Origin of the sequence: Prauserella salsuginis (genome assembly GCF_024648885.1) — a bacterium.
GTDB classification, from domain to species: Bacteria; Actinomycetota; Actinomycetes; order Mycobacteriales; family Pseudonocardiaceae; genus Prauserella; species Prauserella salsuginis.
The window spans coordinates 1,076,070-1,090,431 of the sequence record NZ_JANBBF010000008.1 but is presented as its reverse complement, the minus strand read 5'-3'; the positions used below and the strand labels follow the sequence as shown (position 1 = coordinate 1,090,431).

14 protein-coding genes are annotated in these 14,362 nt (G+C 68.4%); 7 read left to right on the top strand and 7 right to left on the bottom strand.

Features of this window, described 5'->3' with window-relative positions; genetic code table 11:
- Positions 1-88: 88 nt before the first annotated feature.
- On the bottom strand, positions 89-1,087 hold the full coding sequence (locus LY40_RS06540; RefSeq protein WP_183778135.1) for an aldo/keto reductase family protein: 999 nt from the start codon (positions 1,085-1,087) through the stop codon (positions 89-91).
- Between the two features lie 209 nt (positions 1,088-1,296).
- A complete protein-coding gene (locus tag LY40_RS06535; RefSeq protein ID WP_183778133.1) occupies positions 1,297-1,968 on the bottom strand; it encodes a DUF3043 domain-containing protein in 672 nt (223 codons plus the stop codon).
- A gap of 195 nt (positions 1,969-2,163) precedes the next feature.
- On the opposite strand from LY40_RS06535, the gene LY40_RS06530 reads away from it, so the two are divergent.
- Complete coding sequence (locus tag LY40_RS06530) at positions 2,164-2,535, top strand: HesB/IscA family protein (RefSeq protein ID WP_183778131.1); 372 nt, start codon at positions 2,164-2,166, stop codon at positions 2,533-2,535.
- A 171-nt stretch (positions 2,536-2,706) separates the two neighbouring features.
- Here LY40_RS06530 and LY40_RS06525 read toward each other — a convergent pair whose 3' ends face one another.
- The 3 genes from LY40_RS06525 to asnB form a co-directional block, all read right to left on the bottom strand.
- Complete coding sequence (locus LY40_RS06525) at positions 2,707-2,922, bottom strand: hypothetical protein (protein ID WP_258936282.1); 216 nt, start codon at positions 2,920-2,922, stop codon at positions 2,707-2,709.
- A 258-nt stretch (positions 2,923-3,180) separates the two neighbouring features.
- Positions 3,181-4,227, bottom strand: coding sequence for a DUF2510 domain-containing protein (locus LY40_RS06520; protein ID WP_258936223.1), 1,047 nt, complete (start codon positions 4,225-4,227; stop codon positions 3,181-3,183).
- Positions 4,228-4,494: 267 nt separating this feature from the next.
- Complete coding sequence (gene asnB / locus LY40_RS06515) at positions 4,495-6,423, bottom strand: asparagine synthase (glutamine-hydrolyzing) (RefSeq protein ID WP_258936222.1); 1,929 nt, start codon at positions 6,421-6,423, stop codon at positions 4,495-4,497.
- Between the two features lie 260 nt (positions 6,424-6,683).
- Between asnB and ctaC the strand changes: the two genes are divergently transcribed.
- Together ctaC and LY40_RS06505 are read left to right on the top strand one after the other, a co-directional pair.
- Positions 6,684-7,652, top strand: coding sequence for an aa3-type cytochrome oxidase subunit II (ctaC, locus tag LY40_RS06510; protein ID WP_258936221.1), 969 nt, complete (start codon positions 6,684-6,686; stop codon positions 7,650-7,652).
- Between the two features lie 128 nt (positions 7,653-7,780).
- Entirely contained in the window at positions 7,781-8,200 is a 420-nt protein-coding gene (locus LY40_RS06505) for a cytochrome c oxidase subunit 4 (RefSeq protein WP_183778123.1), read from the top strand.
- A gap of 158 nt (positions 8,201-8,358) precedes the next feature.
- On the opposite strand, the gene trpD is transcribed toward LY40_RS06505, so the two are convergent.
- Positions 8,359-9,402: an anthranilate phosphoribosyltransferase gene (gene trpD, locus LY40_RS06500; RefSeq protein ID WP_258936220.1), complete on the bottom strand. Its 1,044-nt coding sequence runs from the start codon at positions 9,400-9,402 to the stop codon at positions 8,359-8,361.
- 8 nt (positions 9,403-9,410) lie between these two features.
- Entirely contained in the window at positions 9,411-9,821 is a 411-nt protein-coding gene (locus LY40_RS06495) for a response regulator (protein WP_258936219.1), read from the bottom strand.
- Between the two features lie 161 nt (positions 9,822-9,982).
- On the opposite strand from LY40_RS06495, the gene ctaE reads away from it, so the two are divergent.
- The 4 genes from ctaE (at position 9,983) to qcrB (ending at position 14,327) form a co-directional block, all read left to right on the top strand.
- Positions 9,983-10,612 (top strand): aa3-type cytochrome oxidase subunit III, encoded by a 630-nt coding sequence (gene ctaE / locus LY40_RS06490; protein ID WP_183778117.1) that lies wholly within the window; start codon positions 9,983-9,985, stop codon positions 10,610-10,612.
- 66 nt (positions 10,613-10,678) lie between these two features.
- On the top strand, positions 10,679-11,506 hold the full coding sequence (qcrC, locus tag LY40_RS06485) for a cytochrome bc1 complex diheme cytochrome c subunit (RefSeq protein WP_183778115.1): 828 nt from the start codon (positions 10,679-10,681) through the stop codon (positions 11,504-11,506).
- A gap of 2 nt (positions 11,507-11,508) precedes the next feature.
- Positions 11,509-12,654, top strand: coding sequence for a cytochrome bc1 complex Rieske iron-sulfur subunit (gene qcrA, locus LY40_RS06480; RefSeq protein ID WP_183778113.1), 1,146 nt, complete (start codon positions 11,509-11,511; stop codon positions 12,652-12,654).
- On the top strand, positions 12,651-14,327 hold the full coding sequence (qcrB, locus tag LY40_RS06475; RefSeq protein ID WP_183778111.1) for a cytochrome bc1 complex cytochrome b subunit: 1,677 nt from the start codon (positions 12,651-12,653) through the stop codon (positions 14,325-14,327). The genes qcrA and qcrB overlap by 4 nt, the downstream gene beginning before the upstream one ends.
- Positions 14,328-14,362 lie beyond the last annotated feature (35 nt).

Sequence of the window (14,362 nt, the reverse complement as noted above, 5' to 3'; positions counted from 1 at the left end):
CGGGGCTCAGCCGCCCGTGGGACTCGGAGCGCCCAGGATTCACAGCGCCCGGGATTCACAGCGCCCGGGATTCACAGCGCCCGGGGATTCAGAGCGATTCGGGGCTCTTCGTCTCGCGCGGGTCGGTGACCACGACGTCGCCGAGCGCGTCGTCGATGGCCGTCATCAGGTCGTCGTCCAGCGTCACGCCGACGGCCTTGACGTTCTCGTGCACCTGCTCCGGGCGGGACGCGCCGATGATCGCCGACGCGACGCCCGGGTTCTGCAGCACCCACGCCACCGCCAGCTGAGCCAGCGACAGGTCGGCCTGCTGCGCCAGCGGGGTGAGCTTCTCGACCCGCTCGAGCACCTCGTCACGCAGGAACTTCTGGACGGTGTTCGCACCGCCCTTCTCGTCGGTCGCGCGCGAGCCGGCGGGGAGGGGCTGACCCGGCTTGTACTTGCCGGTGAGCACGCCCTGCGCGATCGGCGACCACACGATCTGGCTCATGCCCTCCCGCTCGGAGGCGGGCACGACCTGGTCCTCGATGACGCGCCACAGCATGTTGTACTGCGGCTGGTTCGACACGAACGGGATCCTCAGCTCGCGGGCCAGTTCGGCACCGCGGGTGATCTGCTCGGCGGTCCACTCCGAGACGCCCACGTAGAGCACCTTGCCCTGCCGGACCAGGTCGGCGAAGGCCTGCATCGTCTCTTCGAGCGGCGTCGTGTGGTCGAACCGGTGTGCCTGGTACAGGTCCACGTAGTCGGTGTCGAGACGCTTCAGCGAGGCGTGCGCCGACTCCATGATGTGCTTGCGGCCCAGGCCCTTGTCGTTCGGGCCCTTCGGGCCGGTCGGCCAGAAGACCTTGGTGAAGATCTCCAGGCTCTCGCGGCGCTGCCCCTGCAGGCCGCGCCCGAGCACGGACTCGGCGGCCGTGTTCGCGTAGACGTCGGCGGTGTCGAAGGTCGTGATGCCGGCGTCCAGTGCCGCCTTGATGCAGGCGTGCGCCTGGTCCTCCTCCACCTGGGAACCGTGGGTGAGCCAGTTGCCGTACGAGATCTCACTGACATTGAGGCCGCTGCGGCCGAGACGTCGAAACTCCATGCCTGGAGCTTATGCAGTGGCGCGAAGCGCCTCCGGTTGGGTGGCGGAGGGAGACGGGCGGTCTCATCCCCGTAGTTCGCGTGGCTAACGACCCGGCGGTGTGGCGATCGAGACGTCTCGCGCACTGTGGTCCGGCACCGCGCCACTGTGGTCCCGCATCGCGCCGTGGAGGTCGTCACACGGCTGCGCGCCGTGGCAGGCTCACGTCGTTACGGGATCGGGTCGCCCGCCTTGAGCCGCGGCTTCGGCACCCGCAGCCGCCGCAGCTGGCTCGCGCGCACGAACGCGTACCAGCCGAGTGAGGCACCGCGGATCGTCTCGTTCGGGAAGCGCTCCCGTGCGGCCTTGGCCACCCGCCTGCCGTTGATGAAGCCCTCGACCAGCATGCCCAGCAGGAAGATCGTCGTGAACAGCGTGGCGTACTGCTGGATCGCCACGATCGGCACCAGCAGCGACAGGAACACCAGTACGGCCAGCGGCATGAACAGACCCAGGATGTTGCGCCGCGCGTCGATCAGGTCGCGCACGTACGCCTTCACCGGGCCACGGTCGCGGGGCAGCAGGTAGCGCTCGTCGCCGGCCATCATCTTCTCCCGGCGTTCCCGGGCGGCGGCGCGGCGCGCTTCCTTGTCCTCCTTGGTAACCGGATTCTGCTTCTTCAGCTCCCGGTTCCGGCGGATCGCCTCGCGCGTGGTGGTCGGCGGCGGTGCGACCGGGCCGCGGCGCTTGCCCTCGGCCTCGACACGCTTCGGTGTCGGCCTGCCCTTGCCCGGGGTGTAGCCCTTGGGCACGTCGGATTCGCCGGACTCGTCGACGTCGACCGCGGTCTCGGCGGCATCGGATTCGGACTTCCGGGCATTGTTGCGGCGCAGGAACCTCACGCTGCCAGGGTATTGCAGTGCTCACTGCCGTTGTTCAGGCGGTCGCCGGATGTGCCACCATGGCGACTGGGGAACAAGACGGCCGTCCTCATTGTTGCCTCCGGTGGAACACTGGAGTGAGCATGGGGAATGTCCGCTCCGTGAGGCGACTGCCGTGCGGAGATCGAGCCCCGGACAGCGACTTGAGGGAGTGCCATGACGACCGCTGAGCAGACCGGCAACAACGCCGCCGAGGAGGCCACCCACGGCGTCATCCTGACCGAGACCGCCGCCGGCAAGGCCAAGGCGCTGCTCGACCAGGAGGGCCGCGACGACATGCACCTGCGTATCGCGGTGCAGCCGGGCGGCTGTGCGGGCCTGCGCTACCAGCTCTTCTTCGACGAGCGTGAGCTCGACGGCGATCTGTACCGCGACTTCAACGGACTGCGCGTCGCGGTGGACCGGATGAGCGCTCCGTACGTCGAGGGTGCCCAGATCGACTTCGTCGACACGATCGAGAAGCAGGGCTTCACCATCGACAACCCGAACGCGGGCGGTTCCTGCGCCTGTGGCGACTCGTTCCACTGAGTCCCGCCCCGCCGTGGCGGGGACTGTGAACTGCGAAAACGGGCGTCGGTCTTCGTGACCGGCGCCCGTTTTCGCTGTCGTCGGCCCGGCCGAGCGTCGCCGACCGGTCCCGGGGACGGGGAGTGGGGCCGCGATCGCCGTTGACCGCGGCTCCGCAGAGCGTGCCTGGTGTCAGACGTACGCGTCCAGTCCTGAGACCTGAGCGTGACATGCCTCGTCCACATTCCACGGCCGAGCGGACGGGTACGGGCGCTGTCCGGGCACGTGCGGGCGGGGAATGTCGCGGCAGTCGGCGATGAGGTCGTCGAGGGATTCCGGCTCGGGCGAGCCCGGCGCGGTACGGAAGGCGGAGGTACGGGGGACGGATTCACGGTCGGCGCTGTTCATTGCGCCCGAACCTAGGCAGCCCTGCCGCCGGGCAACAGGCTTACCCATCGGTAGTGGGCTCGTACCGCCCGGTAGTCGCTCGGCAGGGTTACGCGCCGTCGCGATTCCGGCCGCTAGACCGGACTCCGTCGCCGATGCGGCCTCCGGTGGCAGCGACATACCAGCGCGGCGACATACCAGCGCGGCGACGTACCGAGGCGGCGACGTGCCCGGTGGCAGGGACACACCCGGGGAGGGACAGCGACGCGGCCGGCGGTGTCAGAACAGAGACGCCTGCGTCTTCGAGAAGAACGCGTTGTCCACCGCAATGATGCCCGCCAGGATCATCGTGCCCAGCGGTTCGGCGAGCGGAGCGGGTCGCGTCAGGTTGTAGGCGTCCTCCCTGGAGAACATCGGCGGTTTGCGTTCACACTCGACGACCTGCTGCCCGCCCGCGTCGGTCAGGTTGAGGACGTTGTTCCGTATCCCGCCCACCTTCAACTGACCGATACGCATGCCGCCGGCGTACAGGCCCATCGTGATCCGGCCGACGAGCTTCTCGGACTCCACGTGGCCCAGGGGTGCACCGTTCGGCAGGGTGACGTCGAAGCGAGGCTTGGCCGCCGACTGGGCACGCAGCGCCCTGGCGATGTGGAAGTACGGCGTGCCGGAGGCGTCGAACAGTTCGAAATGCTGGGACAGGCCAGCGCCACCACCGTCGTCGCTGTAGGTACGGGCCTGTTTCGACGCGTCCGGGCTCACCTGGACGACGGCGCCGAGCAGGGCTCCGGACGGGTCGGTCACCGCATAGCTCGCCTGGACGAACATGCCGACGAACAGGCGCTTGTCCTGCACGATGTGCAGGGCCGGGGCGGTGTACACGGGACCCGCGCCCGGCTGCGCCTGCGCGCCGGGCTGTGGTGCGCCGGGCTGTGGTGCGCCCGGCTGCAGTGTGTTGGATTGCGGTGCGCCGGGTTGCGGCGCGGGGCCTGCCTGGTCCGGCTGCGCGACCGGGGCGGGGCCGTGAGACGGCTGCTGCGGTCCTCCTGGCTGCTGAGGTCCTGCCGGATTCTGCTGCGGGTACGGCGGCTGCGGTGCGCCCTGCGGGGCCTGCGGTGGGGGAGTGGGCTGCTGCGGTGACTGCTGGTGGGGCGAATACGGCTGGGCCGCGTGCTGCGGTGGCGGCACCGAACGCGGTGGCGGCTGGGGCGGGACCGGTTGTTGCGGGACCGGCTGCGTGTAGGGCGTCCACCGGTAGCCGTCCCACCAGCGCATGTAGCGGGCGTCGGTCTGGTCCGGGTACCACCCGGGCGGTGGCTGCGTCATGGCCGCACTGTAACCGCGGGCCCGCGGCGGCGCCCTGTCGACAACCGGCCGTGACAGCGGGTGGCCCGGCGCGGTGGAACGCCCGCGGAGCATCGACCCGGCACCCGGTGTGGTCCCGCCGCGGCGGGACCGACGCAGGCCTCGCCACCTCGCCCGGACGCGCCGCCCGGACCCCCGCCACGGCGTCCCGTCGAGAGGTCTCCACACCGCCGCCGCCCGGTGGCGCCCGCCGTGCGGGCACCACCGGGCGGCGGGCGGCGGAGGACGTCAGAGGTACACGGGGTACTGGGGTTCCGGGACGTCGACCTTGATGCGGTTCTCCATGAAGACGCCGTGCCAGATCATGAACACCAGCAGGGCCCAGAGCCGGCGACTGTGGTCGAGCGTGCCCGCACGGTGCTCGTCGAGCAGGGCGCGGACCGCCGCCTTGTCGAGCAGGTGGCCGGTCTGCGAGTCGGCGATGATGCCGCGGGCCCAGTCGTACATGTCGTTTCGCAGCCAGTGGCGGATCGGCACGGGGAAGCCGAGCTTGCGGCGGTTCAGCACGTGCGAGGGAACGATGCCGTCGAGCGCCCTGCGGAGCGCGAACTTCGTCGTCTCCTTGGTGATCTTCTGGTCGAGGGGAATGCCCGACGAGACGCGGAACACCTCGGAGTCGAGGAACGGCACGCGCAGTTCGAGCGAGTTGGCCATCGTCACCTTGTCCGCCTTGACGAGGATGTCGCCGCGCAGCCACGTGAACAGGTCGATGTGCTGCATCCGCGACACCGGGTCCCAGCCGCGGGACAGGTCGTACCAGCGGCCGGTGACGTCCTGGTGGCCGACGCCCTCGGCGAAGTTCGGCAGGACCTCGCGCAGCTGGTCGTCGCGGAACAGCCGGGCGTTGCCGTAGTAGCGCTCCTCGAGCGGCAGCGATCCGCGCCGCAACAGGTCCTTGCCGCGCGTGCCCTCGGGAATGGCCTTCGACACCTTTCCGGCGAGCCGCCGCAGCGCACCGGGCACCTTCGCGAACGGCGCCAGCGACAGCGGTTCGCGGTAGATCGTGTAACCGCCGAACAGCTCGTCGGAGCCCTCGCCGGAGAGCACGACCTTCACGTGTTTGCGCGCCTCGCGGGCGATGAACCACAGCGGCACGAGCGCAGGGTCGGCGACCGGGTCGTCGAGGTACCAGACGATCAGCGGCAGCGTCTCCATCATCTCCTGGGCGGAGACGGTGCGGACGACGTGCTTGACGCCGATCGCGGCCGCGGACTCGGCCGCGACGTCGACCTCCGAGTAACCCTCGCGCTCGAACCCGGTGGTGAAGGTGATCAGGTTCGGGTTGTGTTCCTTGGCCAGTGCGGCGATCGCGGTCGAATCGATGCCGCCCGACAGGAACGAGCCGACCGTCACGTCGGCGCGCATGTGCTTGGCCACCGAGTCGCGCATCACCTCGGCGATCTCCTCGTGCAGCGCCGCCGTCTGGGCGGGACCGGAGACCGGCTTGGTGCGGAACTCGGGGGAGAAGTAGCGGTCGGTGCGCAGTTCACCGCCGGGCGAGACGGTGAACGACGTGCCGGACTCGATGCGCCGCACGTTCCGGTGCAGCGACTCGGGCTCGGGCACGTACTGGAGGACGAGGTAGTGCTGCAGTGCCACCGGGTCGAGTTCGTCGGCCAGGCCGAGCGTGCCGGTCAGCGCGAGCAGGCTCTTCTTCTCGCTGGCGAAGGCCACACCGTTCGGGCCGGTCGAGACGAACAACGGCTTGATGCCGAACGGATCGCGCGCCCCGAAGACGACCTTCGCCTCGGAGTCCCAGATCAGGAACGCGAACATGCCGCGCAGTCGGCCGACGGCGGCAGGGCCGAGGTGGTGATAGGCGGCGACGATCGCCTCGGTGTCGCCTTCTGTGTCGAAGGTCGCACCGTGCTGTTCGGCGAGTTCGCTGCGCAGCTCGAGATAGTTGTAGATCTCACCGTTGAAGTTGATGGTGTAGCGCGTCGGATTCTCCGGCGGACCCCAGGTCAACGGCTGGTGCGAGTGGTCGACGTCGATGATCGCGAGGCGGTTGAAACCGAACACGATCTCGCCGTCGGCCCAGGTGTCGGTCTCGTCCGGGCCGCGATGCCGTTGGCAGCGCAGCGCCTCGCCCACGGCGGGACGTGCTGTCGCCGCGTCGTTCTCACTGGGACACACCAGTCCAAGCAGGCCGCACACGCCTCTTCACACACCTTTTTGCTCGTCGCGGGCTCGCCGAATCGGCTCGTCACGCGGCCCGCGGGCGTTGGTGCCGGGGCCGATCGCGCACCGGCCGTGACCCGGCCGTGAACCGATGCGGCGCTGGAGTCGCCAGTATGCCCGCAGTGTGTCCGCGGTAACGGCGGCGGGGGCACGGATACCCCTTGGGCGCCGATCCGGTTCACCTCGGCTAAAGTCCCCCTACGTCACGTAGTGATCGGGCGAGGAGGCATCGCGCAGTGGGCGTTCCAGAACGCACCCGGAACACACGCCGGGGCAAGGTCGCCAAGGTGACCATGCTCGCCGGGCTTGTCGCCGTCCTGGCGACGGGATGTTCCGGCGAGGAGGTCCTGCGGTTCGGGTGGCCGGAAGGTGTCACCCCCGAGGCCGACAGCATGCGGACCTTCTGGACCTGGTCCGTCATCGCCGCGCTCGTCGTCGGCGTCATCGTCTGGGGCCTGATGTTCTGGTCGATGATCTTCCACAGGAAGAAGCCTTCGGCGGCCGAGGCGGCAGGCGGGCAGGAAGCGCTCCCGCGGCAGTTCCAGTACAACGTGCCGCTCGAGCTGTTCTGCGTCGTCGTGCCCGTGATCATGGTGTGTGTGCTGTTCTTCTTCACCGCCACCACCGAGAGTCAGGTGCTGGCCGAGGAGGACCAGCCCGACGTGACGGTGGACGTCACGGCGTTCCAGTGGAACTGGGAGTTCGGCTACCCGGACGAGCAGCAGACCGAGGACGGCCAGACGATCTCCACGGTCGGCAGTTCCTCGGAGATCCCGCTGCTGGTGCTCCCGACCGACCGGACGATCCAGTACAACCTGCGGTCGACCGACGTCATCCACTCGTTCTGGGTTCCGGAGTTCAACTTCAAGCGGGACGTCATGCCGTTCCCGAAGAAGAACAACCAGGACAACACGTTCCAGAACACGATCGACAGTGAAGGCGCGTTCGTGGGCCGCTGCGCCGAGCTGTGCGGCACGTACCACGCGATGATGAACTTCGAGGTGCGGGCGCTGTCGCCGGATCTCTACGACCGGTACATCGAGCTGCGGGCCCAGACCAACACCCGGACCGGCCAGCCCAACACGGCCGCCGAGGCGCTGGAGGCGCTGCAGGACGAGGGCTGTGACGAGCAGCTGTGCAGCCCGAACGCGACCACGACGACACCGTTCGCCACCGACCGCACGCTGCGGACGGCCTCGGGCTGATCGCCTCCCGCCGGCGGACCGGGCGCGGGCCGATCCGCGTCGGTCCGCGCGGGCGGATATCGAAGTATCGGATCCATTCTCAGTACGCTGATCACGAACGCTGAGCTACCAGTAAGGACACAGGGCACATGAAGAACGAAGCCAGGCTGTTCGACATCGTCATGGTCTTCGCGTTCTTCGTGGCGGTCGTCTACGGGGTGATGACGGGCGTCATGACCGAGGACGGGGTCGAGCCGATCGGCACCGTCGCGCTGATTCTGACCGGCGGCCTCACGCTCCTGGTCGGCAGCTACATCCGGTTCGTCGGCCGCCGCATCCCGGATCGGCCGGAGGACAACGAGGAGGCCGAGGTCAGCGACGGCGCGGGCGAGCTCGGCTTCTTCAGCGCCGGCAGCTACTGGCCGGCCGGCCTCGCTGCCTTCGCGGCCCTGGCCGGCATCTCACTCGCGTTCATGCAGATCTGGCTGCTGATCTTCGCGATCATCGGCCTGCTGATCACGATCGGCGGGCTGGTGTTCGAGTACCACTCGGGGCCCAGTCACCACTGAGACCACCGAGGTCCCCGGCCACGACCGACGTCAAGGCCACGGCGGGCCGTCGCAGGTCCCGTCACAGAGGCCCCTGAGCCACCATCGCGAAGGCCCTGCCCTCCCGGCATCACCGGGGTGGCAGGGCCTTCGCGTGTGTTCGGCGGGCCAATCGGGCGTCAGCCCGCGGTCGTCGCCGAGAAGGCGATCCACCGCTGCAGCAGGTCCGCGGTCGCACCGGAGTCGAGGGCCTCGGCGGCACGCTCCAGGTGCGCTCTCAGATCGGCCGCGAGATCGCCGGAGAAACCGTGGTAGGCCGTGAGCGCGCCCGCGGCGTTCAGCAGCACGGCGTCCCGCACCGGCCCCGTTTTGCCGCTGACGAGCTCGTGGACGGCCCGGGCGTTGATCTCCGGGGTCCCGCCCTTCAGGTCCGCCTCGGTGGCGAGAGGGATCCCCAGAGCCTGCGGATCGATCGTCGTCTCGCGGATCGTGCCGCCGGTGATGATCCACGCCGTCGTCGTGGTCGTGGTGGTGATCTCATCGAGACCGTCGTCACCACGGACCAGCAGCACGTCGTGCCCGCGGTGGGCGTACACCTCGGCGAGCACCCGCGTCTTGTCCCGGTAGGCACAGCCGATGAGGCTCGCCGACGGCTGCGCCGGGTTGCTGAGCGGGCCGAGCATGTTGAACGTGGTCGGCACGCCCAGCTCACGCCGTGTCGCACCCGCGTACTTGAGTGCGGGGTGGAACGCGGGCGCGAAGCAGAACCCGATGCCGACCTCGGAGACGCACCGCAGCACGTCCTCCGGCGACATGGTGATCGCCACACCCATGGTCTCCAGCACATCCGCCGCACCCGACTTCGACGAGGCCGCCCGGCTGCCGTGCTTGACGACCGGAGCGCCCGTGGCGGCCACGACCAGCGACGACATCGTCGAGATGTTCACCGACCCCGCGCGGTCGCCGCCGGTGCCGACGATGTCGACGGCCGTGTAGTCGATGTCGAGCGTGCGCGCGTGCGCCAGCATGGCCGACGCCATACCGGAGATCTCCGCGGGAGTCTCACCCTTGGCCCTGAGGCCGACGGCGAACCCGCCGATCTGGGACGGGGTCGCGGCGTCGGTCATGATCTGGTCCATCGCCCACGCCGTCTCCTCCTCGGAGAGGTCGGCACGGTCGATGAGCCTGCCCAGAATCGAGGGCCAGGTCGGTGCGTCAGGCATGTGTGAGATCAACCCTGTATGGCGGTGAGGCGCTGCCTGCGCAGCACCTCGGCGATCGTTTCGGCGGCGGCGAGGGGATCCAGCGGGTGCACCATGACGGCGTCCGCCTGTGACCAGGTCGCGAGCCATCGATCGTCGGCGCGCCGCACGGCCACGGCGATCGGCGGGCAGGCGGTGATCTCGTGTTTGAGCTGCCTGCACAGTCCGATGCCGCCCGTCGGCTGGGCCTCGCCGTCGAGAATAGCGAGGTCGACGGAGCCGGCGTCCATCTCGGCCAGTACGTCGGCGACCCCGGACGCCTCGACGTAGGTCACCGTGGGCAGGTCGGTAGCGGGCCTGCGCCCCACGGCGCCCATGATCGTGTCACGGACCTCGGGGCGGTGGCTGAACACGAGGATCCGCTGGGGGTGATCGGTCATCTGCCGTCCTCCATGTCAGGCGTTCGGGCGGCCTCGTTGCCGCCGCGCGTCGATGTTAACCGTCCCGAGCTCGCTCGACCCAGGCGATCACCAGGCGATCTCGAGGTTTCCACGACTCTCCGTAGGACCCGGGCTGCACGGCCGCGAGGCGAACAGACATAATGCGACTCGTGACAACGGCAGCTCCCAACATCAGCCAGCGAGTGCACTCGCTGAACCGGCCGAACATGGTCAGCGTCGGCACCATTGTTTGGCTGGCCAGCGAGCTCATGTTCTTCGCTGGGCTGTTCGCGATGTTCTTCACGGTCAAGGCGCAGAACGAGACGGGGCATTGGCCTCCGGTGAACGAAGCCACCGGAGAGCTGATCCACCTCGATATCGCGTACGCGCTGCCGTTCACGATCATCCTGGTGGCGTCTTCGTTCACCTGTCAGTTCGGCGTGTTCGCCGCCGAACGCGGTGACGTCTTCGGCCTGCGCCGCTGGTACCTGATCACGCTGATCATGGGCACGATCTTCGTGCTCGGGCAGGCCGGCGAGTACCTCACGCTGATCAGCGAGGGTGTGACGATCCCCTCGGGCGCCTACGGCACGGTCTTCTACATGACCACGGGCTTCCACGGCCTGCACGTCATCGGCGGTCTGATCGCGTTCGTCTACCTGCTCATCCGGACGAAGTTGAGCAAGTTCACACCGGCGCAGGCCACCTCGGCCATCGTCGTGTCGTACTACTGGCACTTCGTCGACATCGTGTGGATCGGCCTGTTCGCGGTGATCTACATCGTCCCCTGACGCATTGACCACTGTGATCCGTTCTCCCCAGTACGGCCGAACTGACAGCAAGGGTTGCCGCAGAAGATGACCTCCACGAAGAAGCCCGCAGCGGCGGGCGACCGGCGAGCGGGCCGCCGCTCGAAGTTCCGCAGGCGGGTCGCCGGATTCGCCGCGCTCGCGATGGCGCTGATCGGTGCGGGCGGCATGTACGCCGTGTTCGCGCCGGAGCCGCAGACCGCCGAGGCGCAGACGGATTCGGCCCAGCTGCGCAAGGGCGAGCAGATCTACAACAACACCTGCATCTCGTGCCACGGGTCGAACCTGCAGGGCGTCGAGGACAAGGGCCCGAGCCTCGTCGGCGTCGGCGAGGCCTCGGTGTACTTCCAGGTCTCCAGCGGCCGGATGCCGATGGTCCGGCAGGAGGCACAGGCCGCGCGGAAGCCCGCGAAGTACACGCCTGCCGAGATCGACGCGCTCGGTGCCTACATTCAGGCGCACGGTGGGGGACCGCAGAGCCCCGAGGGGCACGGCGAGCAGCTTCAGGGCGAGAACCCGGCACGCGGCGGTGAGCTGTTCCGGCTCAACTGCGCGTCGTGCCACAACTTCACCGGTCAGGGCGGTGCGCTCTCGTCCGGTAAGTACGCGCCCGAGCTCGCGCCCGCGAGCGAAGAAGAGATTTACACCGCGATGCAGAGCGGTCCGCAGAACATGCCGAAGTTCTCGGATCGGCAGCTCACGCCCGAGGAGAAGCAGGACATCGTCGCCTACGTGAAATCGGTCAGCGACGGCAACAACCAGCCGGGTGGTAACTCGCTGGGCGGCCTCGGGCCGGCTTCCGAAGGTGTCATCGCGTGGGTCGTGGGGATCGGCGCCCTGATCGGCGCTACCCTGTGGATTGGATCGAGGGCATAGGCATGAGTGGCAACGAGCCAGGACCCCGTCCTTCGGACGAGGAACTCGCGGCGATGAGCCGGGACGACCTCGTCAAGCTGGGTGGCCAGCTGGACGGTGTCGAGATCGTCGATTACCCGGACCCGTGGCCGGTCAAGGGGACCAAGGCCGAGAAGCGGGCCGAGCGCGCGGTGGCGCTGTGGTTCCTGGTCGCCGCGCTCGCCGGCCTGGCGTTCGTCGTGGCGCTCATCTGGTGGCCGTGGCAGTACGAGCCGCGCGGCAACGAGTCCGGGCACTTCTGGTACAGCCTGTACACCCCGGTGCTGGGCATCACGATGGGCATCTCGGTGCTGGCCATCGCGTTCGGTGCGCTGCTGTACGCGAAGAAGTTCATCCCGAACGAGACCGCGATCCAGCAGCGCAGCGACAACATGGGCGAGGGGTCGCCCGAGGTCGACCGGAAGACCATCGTCGCGCACCTGGCCGACGCCGGTGACGCATCGACCATCGGCCGACGGTCGATGATCAAGCGCACGGCCGGTCTCGGTGTCGGTGCGCTGGGCCTCGGTGTGGTCGCGCTGCCGGTGGCGTCGTTCATCAAGGACCCGCACGCCAACGCCGACAACAAGGACGGCCTGGTCCACACGGGCTGGCAGAAGGAGCACCCGGACGAGGTCGTCTATCTGCGCCGCCACACCGGCGACGCGAACGAGGTCTCGCTCGTCCGTCCCGAGGAGCTCGACGCGGGTGGCATGGAGACGGTCTTCCCGTTCCGCGAGTCCGAGCGCGGTGACCACGAGGCGCTGCTGCACGCCGTCCGCCGGTCCGACAATCCGGTCATGTTGATCCGCCTGCGTCCCGAGGACGCCGCCAACGCGGTGAAGCGCAAGGGCCAGGAGGACTTCAACTACGGCGACTTCTACGCCTTCACCAAGATCTGCAGCCACGTCGGTTGCCCGACGTCGCTGTACGAGCAGCAGACCAACCGCATCCTGTGCCCGTGTCACCAGTCGCAGTTCGATGCGCTGAACTACGCCAAGCCGGTCTTCGGCCCGGCGACGCGTGCGCTGGCTCAGCTGCCGATCACGGTGCACACCGACGGTTACCTGATCGCCCGGCACGACTTCATCGAGCCGATCGGACCCGGTTTCTGGGAGCGCAAGTCATGAGCTCACTGACGACACCGACCAAGGGCTCCAGCGCTCTCGCGCAGCACGCCTCCGAGGCGGCGAACAACGCCGACCAGCGGTACATGCTGTCCAAGGGCCTGCGGCACCAGATGAACAAGGTCTTCCCGACGCACTGGTCGTTCCTGCTCGGGGAGATCGCGCTCTACAGCTTCATCATCGTCATCCTCTCGGGCGTCTACCTGACGCTGTTCTTCGACCCGTCGATGGCCGAGGTGGTCTACGAAGGGCCGTACGAGAACCTGCAGGGCATCGAGATGTCCCGCGCGATGGCGAGCACGCTCGAGATCTCGTTCGAGGTCAGGGGCGGACTGTTCGTGCGCCAGGTGCACCACTGGGCCGCGTTGATCTTCGTCGCGGCGATGGTCGTGCACATGCTCCGCGTGTTCTTCACCGGCGCGTTCCGCCGTCCTCGCGAGGCCAACTGGATCATCGGTGCGCTGCTGCTGATCCTGGGTGCGTTCGAAGGCTTCTTCGGCTACTCGCTGCCGGACGACCTGCTGTCCGGTACGGGTATCCGCGCGACGCTGTCCGGCATCGTGCTGTCGGTGCCGGTGGCCGGCACGTGGCTGCACTGGGCGCTGTTCGGTGGCGAGTTCCCGGGCACGGTGATCGTGCCGCGGATGTACACGCTGCACATCCTGCTCATCCCGGGCATCATGCTCGCGCTGGTCGCCGTGCACCTGGCGCTCGTGTGGTACCAGAAGCACACGCAGTTCCCCGGCAAGAAGCGCAAGGAGACCAACGTCGTCGGCGTCCGGATCGTCCCGGTGTTCGCCGTCAAGGCGGGTGCGTTCTTCGCGGTGGTCACCGGTTTCATCGCGCTGATGTCGGGTCTGTTCCAGATCAACGCGGTCTGGCACATCGGGCCGTACAACCCGTCACAGGTGTCCGCGGGGTCCCAGCCCGACTGGTACATGGCCTGGGCCGACGGCATTCTCCGTATCTGGCCTGCGTGGGAGCTGTATCTCGGCAACTACACGGTGCCTCCGGTGTTCTTCGCGGGCGCGATCGGCATGGGCATCCTGTTCACGGTGTTCATCGCGTATCCGTTCATCGAACGGAAACTGTCGAAGGACACCGCACATCACAACCTGTTGCAACGGCCGCGGGACGCACCGGTACGGACGAGCCTCGGCGTGATGGCGCTGACGTTCTTCATGGTGCTGGAGGTGTCCGGCTTCAACGACATCTTCGCGTTCGCGTTCGACATCTCGCTCAACGCGACGACGTGGATGGGCCGCATAGGCATCCTGTTGTTGCCACCGCTGGCGTACTGGATCACCTATCGGATCTGTGTCGGCCTGCAACGGTCGGACAGGGAGGTGCTGGAACACGGTCTGGAGACCGGCATCATCAAGCGCCTGCCGCACGGTGAGTTCATCGAGCTGCACCAGCCGCTCGGCCCGGTCGACGACCACGGTCACGCGGTGCCGCTCGAGTACCAGGGCGCCCCGGTGCCGAAGAAGATGAACAAGCTCGGCACGGCCGGTTCACCGGTGCCCGGTGGCTGGTGGTCGCCGGACCCGGCGGACGAGACGGCGGCACTCGAGGCCGCGCACGCCGAGCACGAACGGCAGCAGCGCGCCCGCGAGCTGGAGTCGGGGGAATCGGGCGAGCCCGAGACACCCGCAGGCTCGACGTCGCGCGAGTAGCCACGGCAGTACGCAGGGAGCCCCCGGTCTACCAG